General features: G+C 61.4%; 17 protein-coding genes. 6 read left to right on the forward strand and 11 right to left on the reverse strand.

The window, feature by feature from the left end; genetic code table 11:
* The first annotated feature begins 20 nt into the window (after positions 1-20).
* Complete coding sequence (locus tag G7016_RS09610) at positions 21-2,204, forward strand: malate synthase G (protein WP_181113350.1); 2,184 nt, start codon at positions 21-23, stop codon at positions 2,202-2,204.
* A gap of 131 nt (positions 2,205-2,335) precedes the next feature.
* Here the strand turns inward: G7016_RS09610 and G7016_RS09615 are convergent, their stop codons facing one another.
* Together G7016_RS09615 and G7016_RS09620 are read right to left on the reverse strand one after the other, a co-directional pair.
* Positions 2,336-3,673, reverse strand: coding sequence for an OprD family porin (locus G7016_RS09615; protein ID WP_181113352.1), 1,338 nt, complete (start codon positions 3,671-3,673; stop codon positions 2,336-2,338).
* Positions 3,674-3,928: 255 nt separating this feature from the next.
* On the reverse strand, positions 3,929-4,372 hold the full coding sequence (locus G7016_RS09620) for a response regulator (protein ID WP_181113354.1): 444 nt from the start codon (positions 4,370-4,372) through the stop codon (positions 3,929-3,931).
* Between the two features lie 216 nt (positions 4,373-4,588).
* Between G7016_RS09620 and G7016_RS09625 the strand changes: the two genes are divergently transcribed.
* The gene (locus G7016_RS09625; protein WP_181113357.1) at positions 4,589-6,526 is read left to right on the forward strand and encodes a putative nucleotidyltransferase substrate binding domain-containing protein; all 1,938 of its coding nucleotides are present in this window, start codon (positions 4,589-4,591) and stop codon (positions 6,524-6,526) included.
* Positions 6,523-7,230, forward strand: coding sequence for a 3'-5' exonuclease (locus tag G7016_RS09630; RefSeq protein ID WP_181113360.1), 708 nt, complete (start codon positions 6,523-6,525; stop codon positions 7,228-7,230). Before G7016_RS09625 ends, G7016_RS09630 begins: the two co-directional genes overlap by 4 nt.
* A gap of 4 nt (positions 7,231-7,234) precedes the next feature.
* Here the strand turns inward: G7016_RS09630 and rloA2 are convergent, their stop codons facing one another.
* Entirely contained in the window at positions 7,235-7,738 is a 504-nt protein-coding gene (gene rloA2, locus G7016_RS09635; RefSeq protein ID WP_181113363.1) for a retropepsin-like aspartic peptidase RloA2, read from the reverse strand.
* A gap of 192 nt (positions 7,739-7,930) precedes the next feature.
* Here rloA2 and G7016_RS09640 point away from each other — a divergent pair, with 192 nt between their 5' ends.
* Positions 7,931-8,818 (forward strand): acyltransferase, encoded by an 888-nt coding sequence (locus tag G7016_RS09640; protein ID WP_181113366.1) that lies wholly within the window; start codon positions 7,931-7,933, stop codon positions 8,816-8,818.
* Here G7016_RS09640 and G7016_RS09645 read toward each other — a convergent pair.
* Positions 8,815-9,378 (reverse strand): DUF2780 domain-containing protein, encoded by a 564-nt coding sequence (locus tag G7016_RS09645; RefSeq protein WP_181113369.1) that lies wholly within the window; start codon positions 9,376-9,378, stop codon positions 8,815-8,817. The two genes, G7016_RS09640 and G7016_RS09645, sit on opposite strands and share 4 nt — an antisense overlap.
* A gap of 206 nt (positions 9,379-9,584) precedes the next feature.
* Between G7016_RS09645 and G7016_RS09650 the strand changes: the two genes are divergently transcribed.
* Positions 9,585-9,926 (forward strand): hypothetical protein, encoded by a 342-nt coding sequence (locus tag G7016_RS09650; protein ID WP_181113966.1) that lies wholly within the window; start codon positions 9,585-9,587, stop codon positions 9,924-9,926.
* Between the two features lie 189 nt (positions 9,927-10,115).
* Positions 10,116-10,973, forward strand: coding sequence for an RHS repeat-associated core domain-containing protein (locus tag G7016_RS09655; protein WP_181113372.1), 858 nt, complete (start codon positions 10,116-10,118; stop codon positions 10,971-10,973).
* A 116-nt stretch (positions 10,974-11,089) separates the two neighbouring features.
* Here the strand turns inward: G7016_RS09655 and fdhA are convergent, their stop codons facing one another.
* The 7 genes from fdhA to glyA form a co-directional block, all read right to left on the reverse strand.
* Complete coding sequence (gene fdhA, locus G7016_RS09660) at positions 11,090-12,289, reverse strand: formaldehyde dehydrogenase, glutathione-independent (protein ID WP_181113374.1); 1,200 nt, start codon at positions 12,287-12,289, stop codon at positions 11,090-11,092.
* 142 nt (positions 12,290-12,431) lie between these two features.
* Positions 12,432-13,289: a formyltetrahydrofolate deformylase gene (gene purU / locus G7016_RS09665; protein ID WP_181113377.1), complete on the reverse strand. Its 858-nt coding sequence runs from the start codon at positions 13,287-13,289 to the stop codon at positions 12,432-12,434.
* Positions 13,290-13,372: 83 nt separating this feature from the next.
* Positions 13,373-14,002: a sarcosine oxidase subunit gamma gene (locus G7016_RS09670; RefSeq protein ID WP_181113380.1), complete on the reverse strand. Its 630-nt coding sequence runs from the start codon at positions 14,000-14,002 to the stop codon at positions 13,373-13,375.
* A gap of 39 nt (positions 14,003-14,041) precedes the next feature.
* Positions 14,042-17,059, reverse strand: a complete 3,018-nt coding sequence (locus G7016_RS09675) for a sarcosine oxidase subunit alpha (protein WP_181113383.1) — start codon at positions 17,057-17,059, stop codon at positions 14,042-14,044.
* A complete protein-coding gene (locus tag G7016_RS09680; protein ID WP_181113386.1) occupies positions 17,056-17,385 on the reverse strand; it encodes a sarcosine oxidase subunit delta in 330 nt (109 codons plus the stop codon). The genes G7016_RS09675 and G7016_RS09680 overlap by 4 nt, the downstream gene beginning before the upstream one ends.
* Positions 17,386-17,399: 14 nt before the next feature.
* Positions 17,400-18,650 carry a sarcosine oxidase subunit beta gene (locus G7016_RS09685; protein ID WP_181113389.1) on the reverse strand — a complete coding sequence of 417 codons (1,251 nt, stop codon included), beginning with the start codon at positions 18,648-18,650 and terminating at the stop codon, positions 17,400-17,402.
* A 15-nt stretch (positions 18,651-18,665) separates the two neighbouring features.
* Positions 18,666-19,919 (reverse strand): serine hydroxymethyltransferase, encoded by a 1,254-nt coding sequence (glyA, locus tag G7016_RS09690; protein WP_181113392.1) that lies wholly within the window; start codon positions 19,917-19,919, stop codon positions 18,666-18,668.
* Between the last annotated feature and the right edge of the window lie 132 nt (positions 19,920-20,051).

Consider the following 20,051-nt stretch of genomic DNA (forward strand, 5'->3'; position numbering starts at 1 on the left):
GGCACAGAGTGAGGCAAGCAATGACCGATTACGTCAACGTAGGCGACCTGCGGGTTGCCAGGGTACTGCTGGACTTCGTGAACAACGAAGCCATTCCAGGCAGCGGCGTTACTGCCGAGGCGTTTTGGGCCGGGGCCGATCGGGTGATCCATGAGCTGGGCGAAAAGAACCGCACGCTGCTGGCGCGCCGTGATGCGCTGCAGGCAACGCTGGACGGCTGGCATCGCGAGCGTCAAGGCCAGCCGCACGATCCGGTCGCGTACAAAAGCTTCCTCAAGGAGGTCGGCTACCTGCTGGAAGAGCCGGCCGACTTCCACGCCACTACACAAGGCGTAGACGAAGAGGTCGCCCGCCTCGCCGGGCCTCAGTTGGTGGTACCAGTGATGAACGCGCGCTTCGCCCTGAACGCCTCCAACGCGCGCTGGGGCTCGCTGTACGACGCGCTCTACGGTACCGACGCCATCAGCGAGGCCGAAGGCGCAGAGAAATGCCGCGGCTATAACCCGGCACGTGGCGCCAAGGTAATCGCCTTTGCCAAAGCTTTCCTTGATCAGGCCGCGCCCTTGGCGAGCGGCTCCCACGCCGACGCTACCGCCTATGTCATTGAAGGCGATGCGCTGGTGGTTTCGCTGGCCAACGGAGAACGCGTCGGGTTGGCCGTCCCTGAGCAGTTTGTGGGGTTCCTGGGCAACACCGAAGCGCCCACCGGCGTGCTGCTCAAGCACAACCAGCTTCACTTCGAAATCCAGATCGACGCCCACAGCCCTGTCGGCCAGACCGACGCGGCAGGCGTTAAAGACGTACTGATGGAATCGGCGCTTACCACCATCATGGACTGTGAAGATTCGGTTGCCGCCGTGGACGCGGACGACAAGGTCATCGTTTACCGCAACTGGCTTGGCTTGATGAAAGGCGACCTGGCCGAGCAGGTGAGCAAACAGGGCAAGGTGTTCACCCGCACCATGAACCCGGACCGGGTGTACCGCACCGCAAGCGGCGGCGAGCTCACCCTGCACGGCCGTTCTCTGTTGTTCGTGCGCAACGTTGGCCACTTGATGACCATCGATGCCGTGCTCGACAAACACGGGAACGAAGTGCCAGAAGGCATTCTCGACGCGCTGTTCACCAGCCTGGCGGCGCTCCACGACCTCAAGGGCAACGGGGGCCGCCGCAACAGCCGCACCGGCTCGGTGTATATCGTGAAACCCAAGATGCACGGGCCGGAAGAAGTGGCCTTCGCCAATGAGCTGTTCGCCCGCGTGGAAGGCGTACTCGGCCTGCCCGCGAATACCCTGAAAATGGGCATCATGGACGAGGAGCGGCGTACCACCGTAAACCTGAAGGCGTGCATCCAGGCCGCGCGGGAACGCGTGGTGTTCATCAACACAGGCTTTTTGGACCGCACCGGGGACGAGATCCATACCTCCATGGAAGCGGGCCCGATGGTACGCAAGGCCGAGATGAAAGCGCAGCCCTGGATCGCGGCCTACGAAAACTGGAACGTGGATGTTGGCCTGGCTTGCGGCCTGCAAGGGCGTGCGCAGATCGGCAAAGGCATGTGGGCCATGCCAGACCTGATGGCCGCCATGCTGGAGCAGAAAATTGCTCATCCGAAGGCCGGCGCCAATACCGCCTGGGTGCCCTCGCCTACTGCGGCTACCCTGCACGCACTTCACTATCACCAGGTAGATGTTTTCGCTCGCCAGGCCGAACTGGCCACGCGTGAACGCGCTTCACTGGACGCCATCCTGAGCATTCCCCTGGCGCCGAATACCGACTGGTCGGCCGATGAGGTCCGCAATGAACTGGATAACAACGCACAAGGCATTCTCGGCTATGTGGTGCGCTGGATCGATCAAGGTGTGGGCTGTTCCAAGGTGCCGGACATCAACGACATCGGCCTGATGGAAGACCGCGCGACGCTGCGCATTTCCAGCCAGCTGCTGGCGAACTGGTTGCGCCATCGCGTGGTGACGGAGGCTCAGATAGTGGAAAGCCTGAAGCGCATGGCGCCAGTAGTGGACCGGCAGAACGCCAACGACCCGGCCTACCGGCCAATGGCCCCGGGCTTCGATGGCAACATCGCGTTCCAGGCTGCGCTGGAGCTGGTACTCGAAGGGGCCAAACAGCCCAATGGCTACACCGAGCCGGTATTGCACCGCCGGCGCCGGGAGTACAAGGCCCTACAGCGCACCACCCTGTAGCAGCGAAGGGCGGGCCACGCTGGCCTGCTCGCGACGAAGCCGCCCCGACACAAGCGGCCCTGTCGGGCCGGTCGCCGCCAAGGCGGGCTGCTACAGCGTTCGGCCCGGCCCGTAGCGGGCCGGGCCTTCTATTACAACAACGGCAGGGTGTAGCTCAGGATCAGGCGGTTCTGGTCCTGGTCATAGTCGCCGCCCACGTTGGTGCGCAGCATGCCGTTACGCCAGCCCAGGCCAACGCCTTTGAACGAACCGCTCTGGACCACGTAGTCCACAGCAATGTCGCGCTCCCACTCTTCACCGTGGCCGTTGCCGTTAGCAGCGGTGATCTGGGTACCCTTGAGGTAGGTAACCGAAGCGGTAAGGCCGGGTACACCCACCTCGCTGAAGTTATAGGCGTACTGCCCGAAGCGGGTTTGCTCGCCGGCGCGGATAAAGCTGGAGATCAACCGGTCGGTGAACAGATACACGCTGGTGCCGGTCGCACCTTCGTTAGGAAGCCCGCCTTGGTTCAGCTGGGTGAAGTTGCTGTTCTCCGACACGCTCTGATAACCGGCCGTGAACGCATGGCCGCCCAGGCTGTAAGTGAAGATGGCGCTCCAGGTGTCGTTGTCGATCTTGCCGCCGGTACCATTGCTGTAGCCGCTCAGCTTGTAGCCTGCGGTACGGCCAGCGGCCGAATCGTTGGCGCCGTCTGCATCGGTCTTGAAGTAACGCAGGTCGGTCTTGAACGAGGAGTCCTTGCTGATCGGGTACACGTGCACCAGGCCGGCGAAGTGCTGCTTGTAGTAGTCCTCGAGGTTGGCGTAGTAGTACTGCACGGTGAGTTGATCGTTGACCAGATAATCACCGCCGCCGAACCAGAACTCGTTACTTTCCTGGGTTCCGCCTGCTACCGCCAACCCGGTGCGGTTGGTGGAAGCACGCCCCACCGCGTGTTCCAGGCGCCCTGCCACCAGCTTGAGCTTGTCGATCTCGTTGGAAGTGATCATGCCACCTTCGAAGGTCTGGGGCAGTACACGACCATCGTTGGAAACAAGGATTGGCAGCTTGGGCTGCAGGTTGCCGTAGCGCAGCTCGGTCTTGGAGAAGCGCATTTTCCCGGTCACGCCTGCGTGGCTCCAGGAGTCCACTGGGTCACCATTGGATTCGGACGGGATCATGCTGCTGCCTTGATGGCGGCCGCTGCCACTGTCCAAGGTCAACCCGAGCAGTGCCTGCGCATCCAGGCCAAAGCCTACAGTGCCGTCGGTGTATCCCGACTTGTAATCCAGCACAAACCCTTGCCCCCACTCAGCTAGCTTGCTGCCGGCACTGGAGGTTTGCTCCCGGTAATCATTGTTGAAATAGAAGTTACGCAGTGCCAGCGTGGCCTTGCTGTCCTTGATGAAATCGGCATGTGCCAGCGAAGGCAGAAGGCTTGCGCTGAGTGCGGCGAACGCGCCAAGCGCGGCCTTGTTGGTAACGGTCATTTGGTGCTCCCCATTGTGTTTCTAATTTTTGCGGGAGCATAAATATCAGCACCAATACAGCCTTTGCAACGGTGCCTTGCAGGAGTTGCAACAAAGGTTGCACCTTTAAAGAGGTTTTTTTCCGATCAGCGCAACCCTCCGATAGCAGAGGGCGCCGTTTCAATGCTTATAAGTCTATGTTTTATAGAGATTTATAGGTTTCGCAACGCCCTGCCATGCGAGCACATGGTTATAGCTAATAAATCTTAAAATTTCTCAGCTAATACCCAATTCTCGGCGGACCAGCTGCAGCAATTGGTTAGCGTCGATGGGCTTCAGAAGGAAGTCCACCACGCTGAGATGCATAGCCTCGATCGCGTCCTGCACCGCCGCGTCGCCCGAAATGATGATGATCGGAAGGGCAGCCCTTTCCGATTCGCGTATCTGGCGGATCAAGTCCAGCCCTGTAGCGGGAAACATCCGCAGATCGGTGATAAGCAAGCCAAGCCCCCGGTCTTGCATCAGCAGCTCGAACGCGGTGCTGGCATTGCTCGCAGTGGTGCACTCGATACCGTGCAAGGCGAGTATTTCAGCTAACAGGTCGCGGGAATCCCGGTCGTCGTCCACCACCAACGCACGCAGGGGCGCCAGTGTGGGCACCCGTAAAAGCTCATTGAGCGCCTCGCGTTCCTCGTCGCTGAGGATATCCAGATCAGACATCAGCCTCGCCATCCGTCACATGCAAACATACGACCGCAGGCCTTGGCTAACCGCCACGGCCACGCTGGGTCGGGTGCATAAGGTGAAGCATAGCCCCCGGGTTGCCAACGGAAAAAAGGCATATTTCACAACCGATACCTACTACTTACGTCCAATGGGCAGCAGTAGCCAGCGGGCGGACGATGACCACAGAACATAAAAAAAACGATACACACCATGAGCAAGGCAGACGCGTACGTTCAGGCAGGAAAAACCGCAGTTCTGCAGAACGTGCACGGCACGTTGCAGTTCCTTCAGCGCTTTGCGCCTTTCAGCCAGATGGAACAGGCACACCTGGTTTATCTGGTAGAGCAATGCCACCTGCGCTTCTACGCCAGCGGCGAAAGCATTCTCAAGCCCGATGAAGGCCCGGTAGAGCACTTCTACATCGTCAAACAGGGCCGTGTAGTGGGTGAGCGACCAAGAATCGCGGGCGGCGGCAACGAAACCACCTTCGAGATCGCCAGCGGCGAATGCTTCCCCCTGGCCGCGCTGCTGGGCGAGCGGGCCACCCGTACCAAGCACCTTGCCGGTGACGACACCTTTTGCCTGCGGTTACCCAAGGCGAGCTTCATTCATCTGTTTGCCCTGTCAGCGCCCTTCAGGGACTTCGCCTTGCGCGGCGTGAGCAGCTTGCTGGACCAGGTCAATCAGCAAGTGCGCCGGCAAGCCGCAGAAACCCTCGGTAGCCAGTACTCACTGAACGCCCGCCTGGGCGATCTCGCCCTGCGCCACCCTGTGAGTTGCGATAGCACCCTGCCCGTAAGGCTCGCGGTCAAGGCCATGCACGAGCAGCAAGTAGGCAGCATTGTGGTGGTGGATGCCGAGCAGGCGCCCGTGGGCATATTCACCCTGCGCGATCTGCGCGAGCTTGCGGCCGAGAGCGATGCCGACTTCAACCAGCCCATAGCGGAACGGATGGTAACCGCCCCGTTCACGCTGTCACCGGACGCCACCGCTTTTGAAGCTGCGCTGGCGATGACCGAGCGGCACATCGCACATGTGTGCCTGGTGAAGGACGGGCGGCTATGTGGCGTGATCTCCGAGCGAGACCTGTTTTCGTTGCAGCGCGTGGACCTGGTTCACCTGGCCAGGGCCATCCGCACCGCGCCGACACTCGACAGCCTTACTGCAATCCGCCAGGACATCGGCCCGCTGGTAGAACGAATGCTCGCGTTTGGCGCATCGTCCATTCAGATCACCCGGATCGTGACGCTGCTGAACGACCACAGCGTCTGCCGCGTGATCGAGCTCACGGTCGCGGCGTATGGCGATCCCGGCGTGCCGTTCAGCTGGCTCAGCTTCGGCAGCGAGGGCCGCCACGAGCAAACGCTGTACACCGATCAGGACAACGGCCTGCTGTTCGAGGCGGACGATGCCGTGCACGCCGCAGAGTTGCGCGGCAAGCTGCTGCCGCTGGCTCATCAGATCAACCAGGCGCTCGCCCACTGCGGTTTTGCCCTTTGTGCCGGAAACGTCATGGCCGGCAACCCCGAGCTGTGCCTTTCGCGTGCCGAATGGTCGCGACGCTTCGCGGCCTTCGTGCGAGAAACCACACCTGAAAACCTGCTGGCTTCGAGCATCTTTTTCGACCTGCGAACGGTATGGGGTGATCCGGACCCGGGTTACTGGCTGCAGCAGCGGTTATTGGCACAGGTGGCAGATAACGGGATTTTCCAGCGCATGATGGCCAGCAATGCCTTACGCCAGCGCCCCCCGGTAGGGCGCTTTCGGGAGTTTGTGCTGGCGCGTAAAGGCAGCGAGCGCACCGCTACCCTAGACCTGAAAACACAGGGCCTGGGGCCCTTCGTCGACGGCGCCCGGCTGCTGGCCCTGGCCAATGGCATCAGTGCAACGCCCACGGTAGAGCGCCTTCGCCAACTGGCCCAGCGGGGCATCATTGATGCTCAGGATTCAGCGGCCTACGAGGAAGCGTATGCGTTTATTCAGCAACTGCGGCTGCAACATCACCAGGCGCAGAGCCGGGAACACTTGCCGTGGTCCAACCGCCTGGACCCCGATACGCTCAACCAGCTGGACCGGCGCATATTGCGTGAATCCCTGCGTCAGGCTCAGCGGCTGCAAGGCAGCCTCGCCGCACGGTACCAGCTGTGAGCCTGTTCGACCGATTCAAGCCCCGCCCCGTGAAGCTTTCACCAGAGCAGGCACGCCGCTTGGCCGCTTTGATACCTCCTGCGCCCCTGGCAAATACCCCGCTGGAGGCACAACCCTGGGCCGTGGTAGATGTCGAGGCCACAGGCCTGCACCCGCAAAAGGATCAGCTGTTGGCCATTGGCGTGGTTGCGCTGGAGGGCCAGATTATTCCGCTCGGGCAAGGGTTCGAATGCACCTTGGCCGCCAATTGGAGCAAGCCCGGGCCGAGCGTGTTGATCCACGGGCTCAGCCCCTCCGCAGTTGCCAACGGAACGCCGCCCGCCGAGGCATTGCTGGGCTTTCTCGAATGGTTGCAGGGCCGCCCGCTGCTGGCCTTTCATGCCAGCTTCGATCAATCCATGTTGAGCCGAGCGATCAAGCTTACCCTTGGGTTGCAGTGGGGCGCGCCCTTCATCGACCTTGCGCAGGTAGCCCCACTTCTGTGCCCTGAGCTGGCCACCCACAACCACAGCCTGGATGACTGGGCAGGCCAGTTCGGCTTGCAAACCGGGGAGCGCCATAACGCCAGCGCCGATGCCCTGCTCACCGCCGAACTTGCGCTGATGCTGTTCAGCCGGGCACGTCGGCAAGGGCTGGCCACGCCATTGGCGCTGCAGGAAGCCTTGGCGCGCTGGCACCGGTTACAGCATCAGCCGCGTTTCTGACTCATCAGCACTCAGGCTGGCCCGCCACATAACGCCGCGCTGGATTCACCGCAGCATCGAATTCGCGCAAGCCCTTGGCGCCAATCAGCAAGGGATAATTGAAGCCGCTGCGGTCGGTGAGGTTGACCTCGATGGTGCGCTTCACGTCCCCCAGGCACAGCTCCAGGTCGATCACCGGGCGGTGGGCCACTTCCACGCTCTCTTCTTCGCCTTCGTTTTCATCGGCGCGGCTTTTGATCCGGCTCATGCGCGAGACCTTGTGCTCGTACACCTTCCCATCCGCGTCCCGGGTAGCCAGGCGAAAACGCACCCAGTCTTCGCCATCGCGGGTGAAGGTTTCGATATTGCGTGCCGACAGCGAGGCTGTAAGCGCCCCGGTGTCCATCTTGGCTTTGAGGGTTTGCCCGATTTCCGGCAACTTGAAGTACTCGTAGCGGCCATACAGCGTTGGCTCGGCGGCCATGGCGGAGAGCGACAGCAAGGACAGCAGGGCAAAGACAGCTTTCACGTGTTCATTCCTTTTCAGGGGCGCGAGGAGTTAGATTCCGGCACCTGCATTAGTTCGCCAAACGCCTAAGGTAAGGGCTATGCCCTTTACAAAAAGTAAAAATTTGGTGAAGTCCCGCTCAGCCGTCTGTATTTGGCGCGGCCACGGCGGGCCCGTATCATTGCGGCCCTGACCATGCATACGAGTTTTTCCATGCTCCACCTGCTTAAAGGCTGCCTTACCGCCTCGCTGCTGTTGCTCAACACGTTGGTGCTGATCGGCCCGCTGATCATCCTGGCTTTGCTCAAGCTGATCGCGCCTGCCGCCCTGCGCGACAGCGCTTCACGTGGAGTGATGTGGATCGCCGAAACGTGGGCAGAAATCGACAAGGCAATCTTTGCGCTATGCACGCCTACCCGCTGGGATATCCGCGGCCTTGAAGCCCTGCATCTGGACGCCTCGTACCTGGTGGTGTGCAATCATCAATCGTGGGTAGACATTCCTGCGTTGATCCAGGCGTTCAACCGCCGCGCGCCGTTCTTCAAGTTCTTCCTCAAGAAAGAGCTGATCTGGGTACCTTTGCTGGGCCTGGCATGGTGGGCATTGGATTACCCCTTCATGAAGCGCTACAGCAAGGCGTTCCTGGACAAGCACCCGCAACTGCGTGGCAAGGATCTGGAAATCACCCGCAAGGCCTGCGAGCTGTTCAAGCGCCAGCCCGTGACGGTGGTGAACTACCTGGAAGGCACGCGCTTTACCCAGGCCAAGCACGACCAGCAGGCGTCCCCCTTCCGCCACCTGCTCAAGCCCAAGGCCGGCGGCGTGGCGTTCGTGCTGGCAGCCATGGGCGAACAGCTCAATCAGCTGCTCGATGTAACCGTGGTGTACCCCAGCCAGCGCATTCCCGGGTTCTGGGACCTGCTGTGCGGGCGCGTGCCCAAGGTAATCATCGATATTCAATCCAGGGCCATTGACCCGGCGTTGGTGCAGGGCGATTACGAGAACGATCCTGCGTTCCGCCAGCATGTTCAGGGCTGGATCAACCATCTGTGGGCAGAGAAGGATGCCCGCATCGAAGCGCTGCGGGCACGGCACGGTTAAGGTTGGGTGCCCCACACCGAGGCCAGGCTCTGCAAGGCGGAGCCACTAGCACCCTGCTGGCCGAGGTATTGAAGGATGATTGGCGCGAACTGCGTCACCATTCCACTGTTCATGCCCAGCTGGCTGAACGCGCTGTTCATGTCTTGAGTGGTTTTCACATTGGTAAGGGCGTTGTTCAGCGCACTCGCCTTGTTGCTGTCCGCCTTGCCCATCAACCCGCTTAGCCCTACCAGGCCGCCCAGCGCGTTATTGCCAGAGAGCTTGTCCAGCCCGGGTACGGATTTGGTCAATTCGGTGTATTGCGATTGTGGCAGCTGATTTTTGGCCAGCCCCAGCATCGCACCGGTGCCACCGATGGCCTGTTCGGGAGTAATTTTGAGTTGGGTACCCAGGGTGTTGAGCAACCCCGCCGCTGGCGCCGCGGCGGCTACCGGCGCGCCGTTCTGGTTGCCATTTTGCAGAGTGGACGCAGCGTTGACCGCGTCGTTGAGGTTGAAAGCCATGGCCTGGCTTGCCACGAGGGCGAAGGAAAAAGCCAACAGGCTGGGGGACATACGCATCGGGTACTGCTCCTGATACAAAAGACCCCCATTGGACGCGAGACAGCCGAAGGGTTCAACCGCTGGTCTGTCAGGCCAACTTGTAAGAGTCAGCGCAGCCGGCGAACCAGGCTCCAACTGAGCATGCCCTATAATCACCGGTGAAACCGGAACGCCGGCCGCCGGGCTGCGGCCACCGGAGCGCCGGCCCGATGGGAGCCATGGCATTGAAAAAATACTGGACGCGCTACTTGGACTTGCTCGACAACGACCTGAACACCCGGGTATTCGACAGTTTCAAGAATATGGTGCTTTGCGCACTGTTATTCGCAGCAGGCACCAACGCCATACAAACCGACCATCGTGTGTTCTTTAGCCCCATCGCTACAAACCTGGCAGGTTGGGGAATCATTGCCGTATCGGCCGTGCTGATGATTCTGAATATCAGCGACGGCGTTCGTCGATTGGGCAAGCTGCGCTATCACCTGATTCTACAGATACTGATTGTTCTGTTTTATGTCGTGATTTCTGTGCGCGTTATAGAAATCGTCTGGAGTTTTCGGGCGTGAACATTGCCAGCTGATTCTTCACCAGCCCTGCTCGCGCCGGCGTACCGATGGCCCGGCGCAGCCGACTAACTGGGCGAGGCCCAGGAAACGCTAAGCTCCCTCAAAATGCTTCCTACCTAGCGTTTTGCCAGGTTTACCGAATGTGATCAGCATGTTTGACTCATTCCCTGCTCTCTGGAGAAAAGTCCCATGCGCGAACTGATCGTGCTTAGCTGTGCTCACAGTCAAACCGTGCTCAGTGAGGGCCAATCCAGACGGCGCTACCTACCCTTCGGTTGGTGCGGTCCGTCCGCTATCTCAACCAGCCTGAACGGCCATTGGAAGGAGCGTAGCGGGCAGATTTACCTCTTTGGGAACGGCTACAGGCCGTATTTTCCAACACTGGGCCGGTTTGGCTCGCCAGATAAGCTCAGCCCCTTCGGCAGGGGAGGGGTTAATGCTTACGGTTATGCCGCCCAAGATCCGGCGAATTATCATGATACGAATGGAAGATTTCCTCAGCTCTTCAATACACTTGGAAAATGGAAATCAAGTTTTCTAGGTTTTGTCGGAGATGCGTTCGGGATAGGTGAGACCAATAGCGTCATGCTAATTACCGATGCCTTATATACCTTCGATGATTTCACCAAGCAGGGCAAACGGCTTAATATTGTCAGCCATGGCAATATTATTGATGATAGATCCTATACCGAGATTACTAAAGATATGGCAGGAAGCCCCGAGCAAATGATGCGGCTAATTTCGAACCACATACCGGATTTCAGTTCATACCGAACGGCAAGAACGTTAATCTGTTACTCAGGTGACATACCCAAGATTGGCAAGCCAATCGGCAAGGTCGTGGCAGAGCGCACCGGTCTCGTCACGAAATCTTACAAAGGGCCGATTTCTGTCCACGGGATTTCGTACGATATCAAGTCCCCTACCAGATCCAGGCAGTTAATCCGTGCAAATATAGATGGTAGTTTTGATTTCAAAAGCAGCCATACCGTTGCAAAGTTTCCTAACCCCGTCAATAGCTATAAGCCTGTTTATTTCGATCCTTAATATCTGCTGTCATTACCCGAGAGATAATGACCGTAATCAACATCCAGGCAAAGCCTGCAACCAGAAATATCAGGTTTTAGGCTCTGCTCTTTTCACGCTATCGCCAGTTACTGCAATCAAGCCACGCTAAACAACCGATGCGGATCGATTACAAATTTCTTCGGCACACCGGCATCGAACTCGCCGTAACCCTGCGGGGCCTGGTCGAGGCTGATCACCTGCACCCCTACCACTTCGGCGATGTTGATGCGGTCCCACATGATAGCTTGCATGAGTTGGCGGTTGTACTTCATCACCGGGGTTTGGCCGGTATGGAAGCTGTGGGATTTTGCCCAGCCCAGGCCGAAGCGAATGCTCAATGCACCCACCTTGGCGGCAGCGTCGTGGGCACCCGGGTCTTCGGTAACGTAAAGGCCAGGAATGCCGATCTTTCCGGACACCCGGGTGATTTGCATCAGCGAGTTGAGCACAGTGGCCGGGGCTTCCTGCTGAGCGCCTGCATGGCCATGGCCGCGCGCTTCGAAGCCTACGGCGTCTACCGCGCAGTCCACTTCAGGCTCGCCCAGCAGGTTGGCGATCTGCTCATGCAATGGGGTGTCCTGGCTCAGGTCGGCGATCTCGAAGCCTACGGCCTTGGCATGGGCCAGGCGGGTCGGGTTCACGTCGCCCACGATCACCACGGCGGCGCCCAGCAAACGAGCAGAGGCGGCAGCCGCAAGGCCAACCGGGCCGGCGCCGGCCACGTATACGGTACTGCCAGGCCCGACGCCTGCGGTGACCGCCCCATGGTAGCCAGTGGGCAGAATGTCCGAGAGGCAGGTGAGGTCGCGGATCTTCTCCATGGCCCTGTCGCGGTCAGGCAGCTTGAGTAGGTTGAAGTCGGCATACGGCACCAGCACGTATTCGGCCTGGCCGCCGGTCCAGTCGCCCATGTCCACATAACCATAAGCGCCGCCAGCACGGGCCGGGTTTACGGTCAGGCATACGCCGGTGTGTTGCTCCTTGCAGGAGCGGCAACGGCCGCACGCCACGTTGAACGGCACCGATACCAGGTCGCCGATTTGCAGGTTTTCGACGTCACTGCCTTTTTCGATCACTTCGCCGGTGATTTCATGGCCGAGCACAAGCCCAACCTGGGCAGTGGTACGGCCGCGCACCATGTGTTGGTCCGAGCCGCAGATGTTGGTGGAAACGACGCGCAGGATCACCCCATGCTCGATCTTGCGCCCGCGGGGGTCTTGCATCTTGGGATACGCAATGGATTGCACCTCGACCTTGCCGGTTCCCAGGTACACCACGCCACGATTGTCAGCCATGCTCGTTCACCTCGCTATTGTTGTTTTGTTGGCTGTAGGATCCTTACCGGTAGGAAGCGGGCGAAGCTCGCGAATAGGGGTAAAAATCTAATCGCGAGCTTCGCCGGATGGCCGGCCCCGCTTCCTACGAAGTGAAAGGCGCCTACAGAACGACTGTACGGTTGGCGTTAAGGAACACCCGCCGCTCGATGTGATAACCCACTGCTCTGGCCAGGGTGAGGCATTCGATGTCTCGGCCCTTGGCGACCAGGTCTTCGGCGTAATGGGCGTGGTCTACCACTTCCACGCCTTGCGCAATGATCGGCCCTTCGTCCAGGTCGTTGTTGATGTAATGCGCCGTGGCGCCCACCAGCTTCACGCCCTTGTTATAGGCCTGATGGTAAGGCTTGGCGCCTTTGAAGCCGGGCAGCAGTGAATGGTGGATGTTGATGGCCCAGCCATCCAGGCGCCGGCAGAGCTCGGGCGAGAGCACTTGCATGTACCGAGCAAGGATCACCAGCTCCGCGCCGGTGCTTTCCACCACCTCCATCACTTTGCGTTCCTGGGCTGGCTTGTCGGCCGGGTCCAGGGGGAAGTGGTAGTACGGAATGTCATGCCAGCGCGCCAGGGGCTCAAGGTCGGGGTGATTGGAAACCACCGCCGTCACGTCCATGGGTAGCTGCCCGATGCGCTGGCGGTACAGCAGGTCGTTCAGGCAGTGGTCTGCCTTGGACACCATGATCACCACCTTGGGCCGATACTGCGGCGCAGTGAGCTCGAAGCGCATGCCGAACTCGCTGACGCGCTCGCCCAGACCGGCGCGAAAGCCCTGCTCATCGAAGCCTTCGGGCTGGCGGAATTCCACCCGGATGAAAAACCGTGCGGAGAGCCTGTCATCGAAAGAATGGTGCTCGGTGACGTAACAACCCTGCTCGTACAGGTAGCGGGTGACCGCGTCCACTGTGCCGAGCCGGCTGGGGCAGTCGGCGGCGAGTATCCAGGTATCAGGGGCGCGGCTCATGGGGTTCTCCGTAAAAAAGCCGTAGGAGCGGGCGATAGCCCGCGAACGGGGTAGATCAGTTGTTCGCGGGCTTACGCCCACCCCTACACCACAGCCAGCCCGTACTCCGCGCTGGCATCTTGCAGCCACAACCACCAGTAATCGGCGAAGCTGCGGCGAATCACCAGTTCCCAGGTGTCCTCGCCCATGCGCCGGATAATCAACTGCGACTTGGCGAACACCGTCCCCACACCCTTGCCCACGGGGAAGTTGTTTGGATGTACATCGTAGCTGGTAGATTTCATCAGCACCTCACGGACCTTCGGCCCGGTAAGCTCCAGTACGGTTTGCCCGCCACTCACATTCACCACTTGGATGTGCTGCCCGTCCAATGCATCGCGCAGGCGCTGCTCGGCGGCGAATTCCTCACCGCGTGGGCAGATGAACAGCCACTCGTCCGGCCCCATCCATTGCAGGGTGGTATCGCCACTGCCCACCACGGTGAGCGCAACCGGCAGCTCCAGGCCGAGCGCCTTATGCACCCCGCTTGCGAATGCGGGGTTATTGCCATCGCCGCGCAGGGTGAGATGGCCCAGCAGTTTCTTTTCCCGAAGGGTTACGCCTGCACTTGCCCTACCCTTGCCAACCAGGCTGGCAAGGTCTGCATGATGCAGAGGGGTCTCGGCCTTCACCGGGGCATCGGGGCGCTGTTGGTATACGTTGGCTGTGCTCATTTCAAAGCCCTTCAAAAATGTCGTGGGTGCCGGTGCCGGTCATACGTTCTGCCGCTCGCCTTTTGGGTCCACGAACACTGAACCGCAGATCTCCGCTTCGATGGCGCTGCCGTCGGCGAGCGGGGCCCACACCTTTTCGCCCATGCGCTTGAGCCCGCCTTTCACCACTGCCATCGCGAAGGAACGGCCCAGCGTGGGGCTCATGTAGCTGGAGGTCACGTGGCCCACCATGTCCATGGGAATGGGCTGCTTGGGATCGAACACCAGTTGCGCGCCTTCAGGCAGTACGCGGTTGGGGTCAACCGGCTTGAGGCCTACCAGTTGCTTGCGGTCTTCACGCACGCAATCTTCGCGGCTCATGCCGCGCGAACCGATCCACGGGAAGGGCTTGGTACGGCCCACACACCAGCCCATGTTCAGGTCGTCCGGCGTCATGGAGGCGTCCGTGTCCTGGCCCACGATGATGAAGCCCTTCTCGGCCCGCAGCACGTGCATGGTCTCGGTGCCATACGGCGTGAGGTTGTAGGCCTTGCCGGCTTCGACGATGGCCTCGAGCACGCCCATGGCGTAGTCGGCCTGGATGTTCACCTCGTAGGACAGCTCACCTGTGAACGAGATGCGGAAGACACGCGCCGGCACGCCAGCCACCTTGCCCTCCTGCCAGGTCATGAACGGGAACGCTTCCTTGTCCAGATTGATGTCGGTGACATGGCTCAGCAGCTTGCGGCTGTTGGGGCCCGACAGCGTGAGCGTGGCCCAATGGTCGGTGACCGAGGTGAAGTACACCTTCAGTTCCGGCCATTCGGTCTGGTGGTACAACTCAAGCCACTGCAGCACGCGCGCCGCGCCACCGGTGGTGGTGGTCATCAGGAAGTGATTGTCGGCCAGGCAGGCGGTCACGCCGTCATCGAACACCATGCCGTCTTCCTTGCACATCAAGCCGTAGCGGGCCTTGCCCACGTCCAGCTTGGTCCACGCGTTGGTGTACACGCGGTTCAGGAACTCACGGGCATCCGGGCCCTGAATGTCGATTTTGCCGAGGGTGGAGGCGTCGAGCAGGCCCACGCTGTCGCGCACGGCCTTGCACTCGCGGGCCACGGCGCTGTGCAGGTCCTCGCCACGGCGCGGGAAGTACCAAGGGCGCTTCCACTGGCCCACATCCTCGAACTCCGCGCCCTGCTTCACGTGCCAGGCATGCAGCGCGGTGAAGCGCACGGCATCGAACAGGTGGCCGCAGTTGCGCCCAGCCACCGCGCCGAAGGTCACCGGCGTGTAGTTGGGGCGGAACATGGTGGTGCCCATCTCGGTGATGGAGATGCCACGGGACCGCGCCGCGATGGCCAGGCCGTTGATATTGCCCAGCTTGCCCTGATCGGTACCGAAGCCCAGCGCGGTGTAGCGCTTCACGTGCTCCACGGATTCAAAGCCTTCGCGGGTGGCCAGCTCGATCGCCGCTGCGGTCACGTCGTTCTGCAGGTCCACGAACTGCTTCGGTGCGCGTGCGGTGGATTTGTCATGGGGCACCTGGAACAGCGCCAGGGTAGGTTCTTCGAGGCGGCTTACGGCTGTGGGCACCACGCCTTCCACGATCTTGAAGCCTGCTTCCGCCGCAGCGCGCGCGCCACCTTCAAAGCCGTCCGCCAAGGCGTCGCCCAGCGGGTACACACCGTTGATGCCGCCGACGCAGACACGCTTTTGCGCCGCTTCGCCCGGTACGAATCCGAGGATGTCTTCGCGCCAGATCGGCCGCCCGCCCAAGTGGGACGCCAAGTGAACCACAGGGCTGTAGCCACCGGAGCTCGCGACCAGGTCGCACTCCAGCCATTCGCCCGGGCTGAGTACCTTCATGGCCTTGGCGTCGATGGCAGCGATGCGGGCCCCGGTTACCCGGCGGGTACCGCGGGTTTCAAGTACCGCGCTGCTGGTCAGGATTCGTACGCCTTTGGCGCGAGCTTCCTCTACCAGTGCGCCCCGCGGGTTGGGACGGGCATCGGCGATGGCGACCACTTGCAGGCCTGCATCAAGCCAATCCAGCGCAGCCCGGTAAGCGTGATCGTTGTTGGTGCCCAGTACCAGCTGCTTGCCAGGCGCCACACCGTAGCGGCGCACATAGATGGAAACCGCCCCGGCCAGCATGTTGCCGGGCAAATCGTTGTTGCCGTACACCTGCGGCCGCTCGTGAGCACCGGTTGCCAGTACCACGCGGTTGGCCCGCACACGGTGAACCCGCTGGCGCACCTGCCCGATTGGCGCGCGCTCGCCCAGATGGTCGGTAAGGCGCTGGTGAATGGTGAGGAAGTTATGGTCGTGGTAACCGTTGACCGTGGAGCGTGGCAGCAGGGTCACGTCCGCCATACCGCTCAGCTCGGCCAGCACGGTGGCGACCCACTCGGCCGCAGGCTTGCCGTCGAGGGTTTCCCGGGTGTCCAGCAGGCTACCGCCGAACTCTTCCTGCTCGTCCGCCAGGATCACCCGCGCCCCGCTGCGCGCGGCCGCCAGCGCCGCTGCAAGCCCGGCCGGGCCCGCGCCCACAATCAGCACATCGCAGTGCTGGTTCATGTAGTCGTAGCTGTCGGGGTCGATCTCGGTCGGCGAACGGCCAAGCCCGGCAGCCTTGCGGATGTACTTCTCGTAGGTCATCCAGAAGGATTGCGGGTACATGAACGTCTTGTAGTAGAAGCCCGGCGGCATAAGCTTGCCGCCCACCTTGCCGAGGATGCCCATCAAATCGTTGTTCACGTTCGGCCAGCCGTTGGTGCTGCTGGCGACCAGGTTGGCGTACAGCGCCTGCTGCGTGGCGCGCACGTTGGGGATCTGGGTGGCTTCGGTGCCGCCGATCTGCAACACGGCGTTGGGCTCTTCGGCGCCAGCGGCGACGATGCCGCGCGGGCGCGAATACTTGAAGCTGCGCCCGATCACATCCACGCCATTGGCCAGCAGGGCCGAGGCAAGCGTGTCGCCTTCAAAGCCGGTATAGCGCTGGCCGTTGAAGGTAAATTCGATGCGTTTGTTGCGGTCGATACGGCCGCCGTTGGACAGGCGATTGACCTGGCTCATACCTTTTCCCCTTGCGCGCGGGTCACTGGCTGCGCCGCGGAGGGCTTTTGCGTGACCTGCGGTTTGGCACCGATCGGATAGGTTTCGAAAATCTCGTAGGTGACCGTGTCGCGGCTCATGTTGAAGTAGCGGCGGCAACCGGTGGCATGCAGCCACAGCTCATGGTGAATCCCGCGCACGTTGTCGCGGAAGAACATGTAGGTGCCCCACTCCTCGTCGGTGCAGGCGGCAGGGTCGAGTGGGCGCGGGATATGCGCCTGGCCGGCCACCTGAAATTCCTCTTCGGAACGGGCTTCGCCGCAATACGGACAGAAGATATGCAGCATGGTGGTGTCTCCGGTCAGTGGGCCACGGCGGCGGCGCCGTGCTCGTCGATGAGGGCGCCGTTGTAGAAGCGGTCGATGGAAAACGGTTTGGCCAGCGGGTGCATTTCGCCTTTTGCCAGGCTGGCGGCGAACACGTTGCCCGAGCCCGGCGTAGCCTTGAAGCCGCCGGTACCCCAGCCGCAGTTGAAGAACAGGTTCTTCACCGGCGTTTTGCTGATGATCGGGCAGGCGTCGGGCGTGGTGTCGACGATGCCGCCCCACTGGCGGTTCATGCGCACCCGCGACAACACGGGGAACATTTCCACGATGGCTTGCAAGGTGTGTTCGATCACCGGGTACGAGCCGCGCTGGCCGTAGCCGACCCAGCTGTCGATACCGGCGCCGATCACCAGGTCGCCCTTGTCGGACTGGCTGATGTAACCGTGCACGGCGTTGGACATGATCACGCTGTCGATGATGGGCTTGAGCGGCTCGGACACCAGCGCTTGCAACGGGTGGGATTCAATCGGCAGGCGGAAGCCGGCCAGGCTGGCCATGTAGCCCGAATTACCGGCGGTAACCACGCCCACACGCTTGCCGCCGATGAAGCCTCGGTTGGTTTCCACGCCGATGACCACGCCGTTTTCCTTGCGGAAACCGGTGACCTCGGTTTGTTGAATCAGGTCCACGCCCAGCGCGTCGGCGGCACGGGCATACCCCCAGGCGACCGCGTCGTGGCGAGCCACCCCGCCCCGGCGTTGAACCGTGGCGCCGATAATCGGGTAGCGGGTATTTTTCGAGCAATCCAGGTAAGGGATTTCCTCGGCAACCTGTTGGGCATTGAGCAGTTCGCCGTCCACGCCATTGAGGCGGTTGGCGCTCACCCGGCGCTCGGAATCGCGCATGTCTTGCAGGGTGTGGCACAGGTTGTACACGCCACGCTGAGAAAACATCACGTTGTAGTTGATGTCCTGGGACAGCCCTTCCCACAGTTTCATCGCGTGCTCGTACAAGTGGGCGGATTCGTCCCACAGGTAGTTCGAACGCACAATGGTGGTGTTACGGGCGGTGTTGCCGCCGCCCAGCCAGCCTTTCTCGATCACGGCCACATTGGTGATGCCGTGTTCCTTGGCCAGGTAGTACGCCGTAGCCAGGCCGTGGCCGCCACCGCCTACGATGATCACGTCATACACAGGCTTGGGCGTGGGCGTGCGCCACATGCGCTGCCAGTTTTCGTGGTGGCTGAGGGAGTGCTTGAAGAGGCCAAAGCCTGAATAGCGCTGCATGATCGGTACTCCAGCTCAGCGGTAAACCGGGAATTCGGCGCACAGGGTGCTGACCTGGGCAGCCACGTTGGCCTCCACGTCGGCGTCGCCGAGGTTGTCGAGAATGTCGCAGATCCAGCCCGCCAGCACCTGGCACTGTTCCACCCTGAAGCCGCGGCTGGTGACCGCCGGGGTGCCGATGCGCAGGCCCGAGGTCACGAACGGGGATTGAGGGTCGTTAGGCACGGCGTTCTTGTTCACCGTGATATGGGCACGGCCCAGGGCCGCATCCGCTGCCTTGCCGGTGAGCCCCTGGCGGATGAGGCTAACGAGGAACAGATGGTTGTCGGTGCCGCCGGATACCACGTCGTAACCACGGTCCACGAATACCCCGGCCATGGCCTGGGCGTTGTCGATCACCTGTTGCTGGTACACCTTGAAGCCCGGCTCCGAGGCTTCCTTGAAGCACACGGCCTTGGCGGCGATCACATGCATCAGTGGGCCACCCTGGCCACCGGGGAACACCGCGGCGTTGAACTTTTTTTCTAGCTCTTCGTTATGGCGCGCCAGGATCAACCCGCCGCGTGGGCCGCGCAGGGTCTTGTGGGTAGTGGTGGTCACAACGTCGGCATAGGGCAGCGGGTTCGGATACAGCCCGGCCGCCACCAGCCCAGCCACGTGGGCCATGTCCACAAAGAGGTAGGCGCCTACCTTGTCGGCGATTTCACGGAAGCGGGCGAAGTCCAGGGTTTTGGAGTAGGCGGAGAAACCGGCGATGACCATCTTCGGCTTGCATTCCAGGGCCAGGCGCTCGACCTCGTCGTAGTCGATCAGCCCGGTGGCCGTGTCCAGGCCGTACTGCACGGCGTTGTACAACTTGCCGGAGAAACTCACCTTGGCGCCGTGGGTAAGGTGGCCACCGTGCGCCAGGCTCATGCCCAGCACGGTATCGCCCGGTTGCAGCAGCGCCAGGTACACGGCGGCATTGGCCTGCGAGCCGGAATGCGGCTGGACGTTGGCGTAGTCGGCGCCAAACAGCGCCTTGGCGCGATCGATGGCCAGTTGCTCTACCGTGTCCACATGCTCGCAACCGCCGTAGTAGCGCTTGCCCGGGTAGCCTTCGGCGTACTTGTTGGTAAGGCCGCTGCCCTGGGCTTCCATCACACGCTTGCTGGTGTAGTTTTCCGACGCGATCAGCTCGATATGGTCTTCCTGGCGCTGCTCCTCGGCGTTGATGGCTGCCAGCAGTGCGTCGTCATATCCCTGAATCTGGTCTTGCTTGCTGAACATCGCGGATCTCCCAGCGCGGATGGCGCCTGTCATAGGTGCAGTGGGGTCGATGGTAGGCTCGGCCCCGGTGCGTCAGATGCCTATGGGCGCCACGCATCGGTGCGATTACGACATGAACGGAACCTTCACTCC

The organism is Pseudomonas japonica (assembly GCF_013522925.1).
Classification (GTDB): domain Bacteria; phylum Pseudomonadota; class Gammaproteobacteria; order Pseudomonadales; family Pseudomonadaceae; genus Aquipseudomonas; species Aquipseudomonas japonica_A.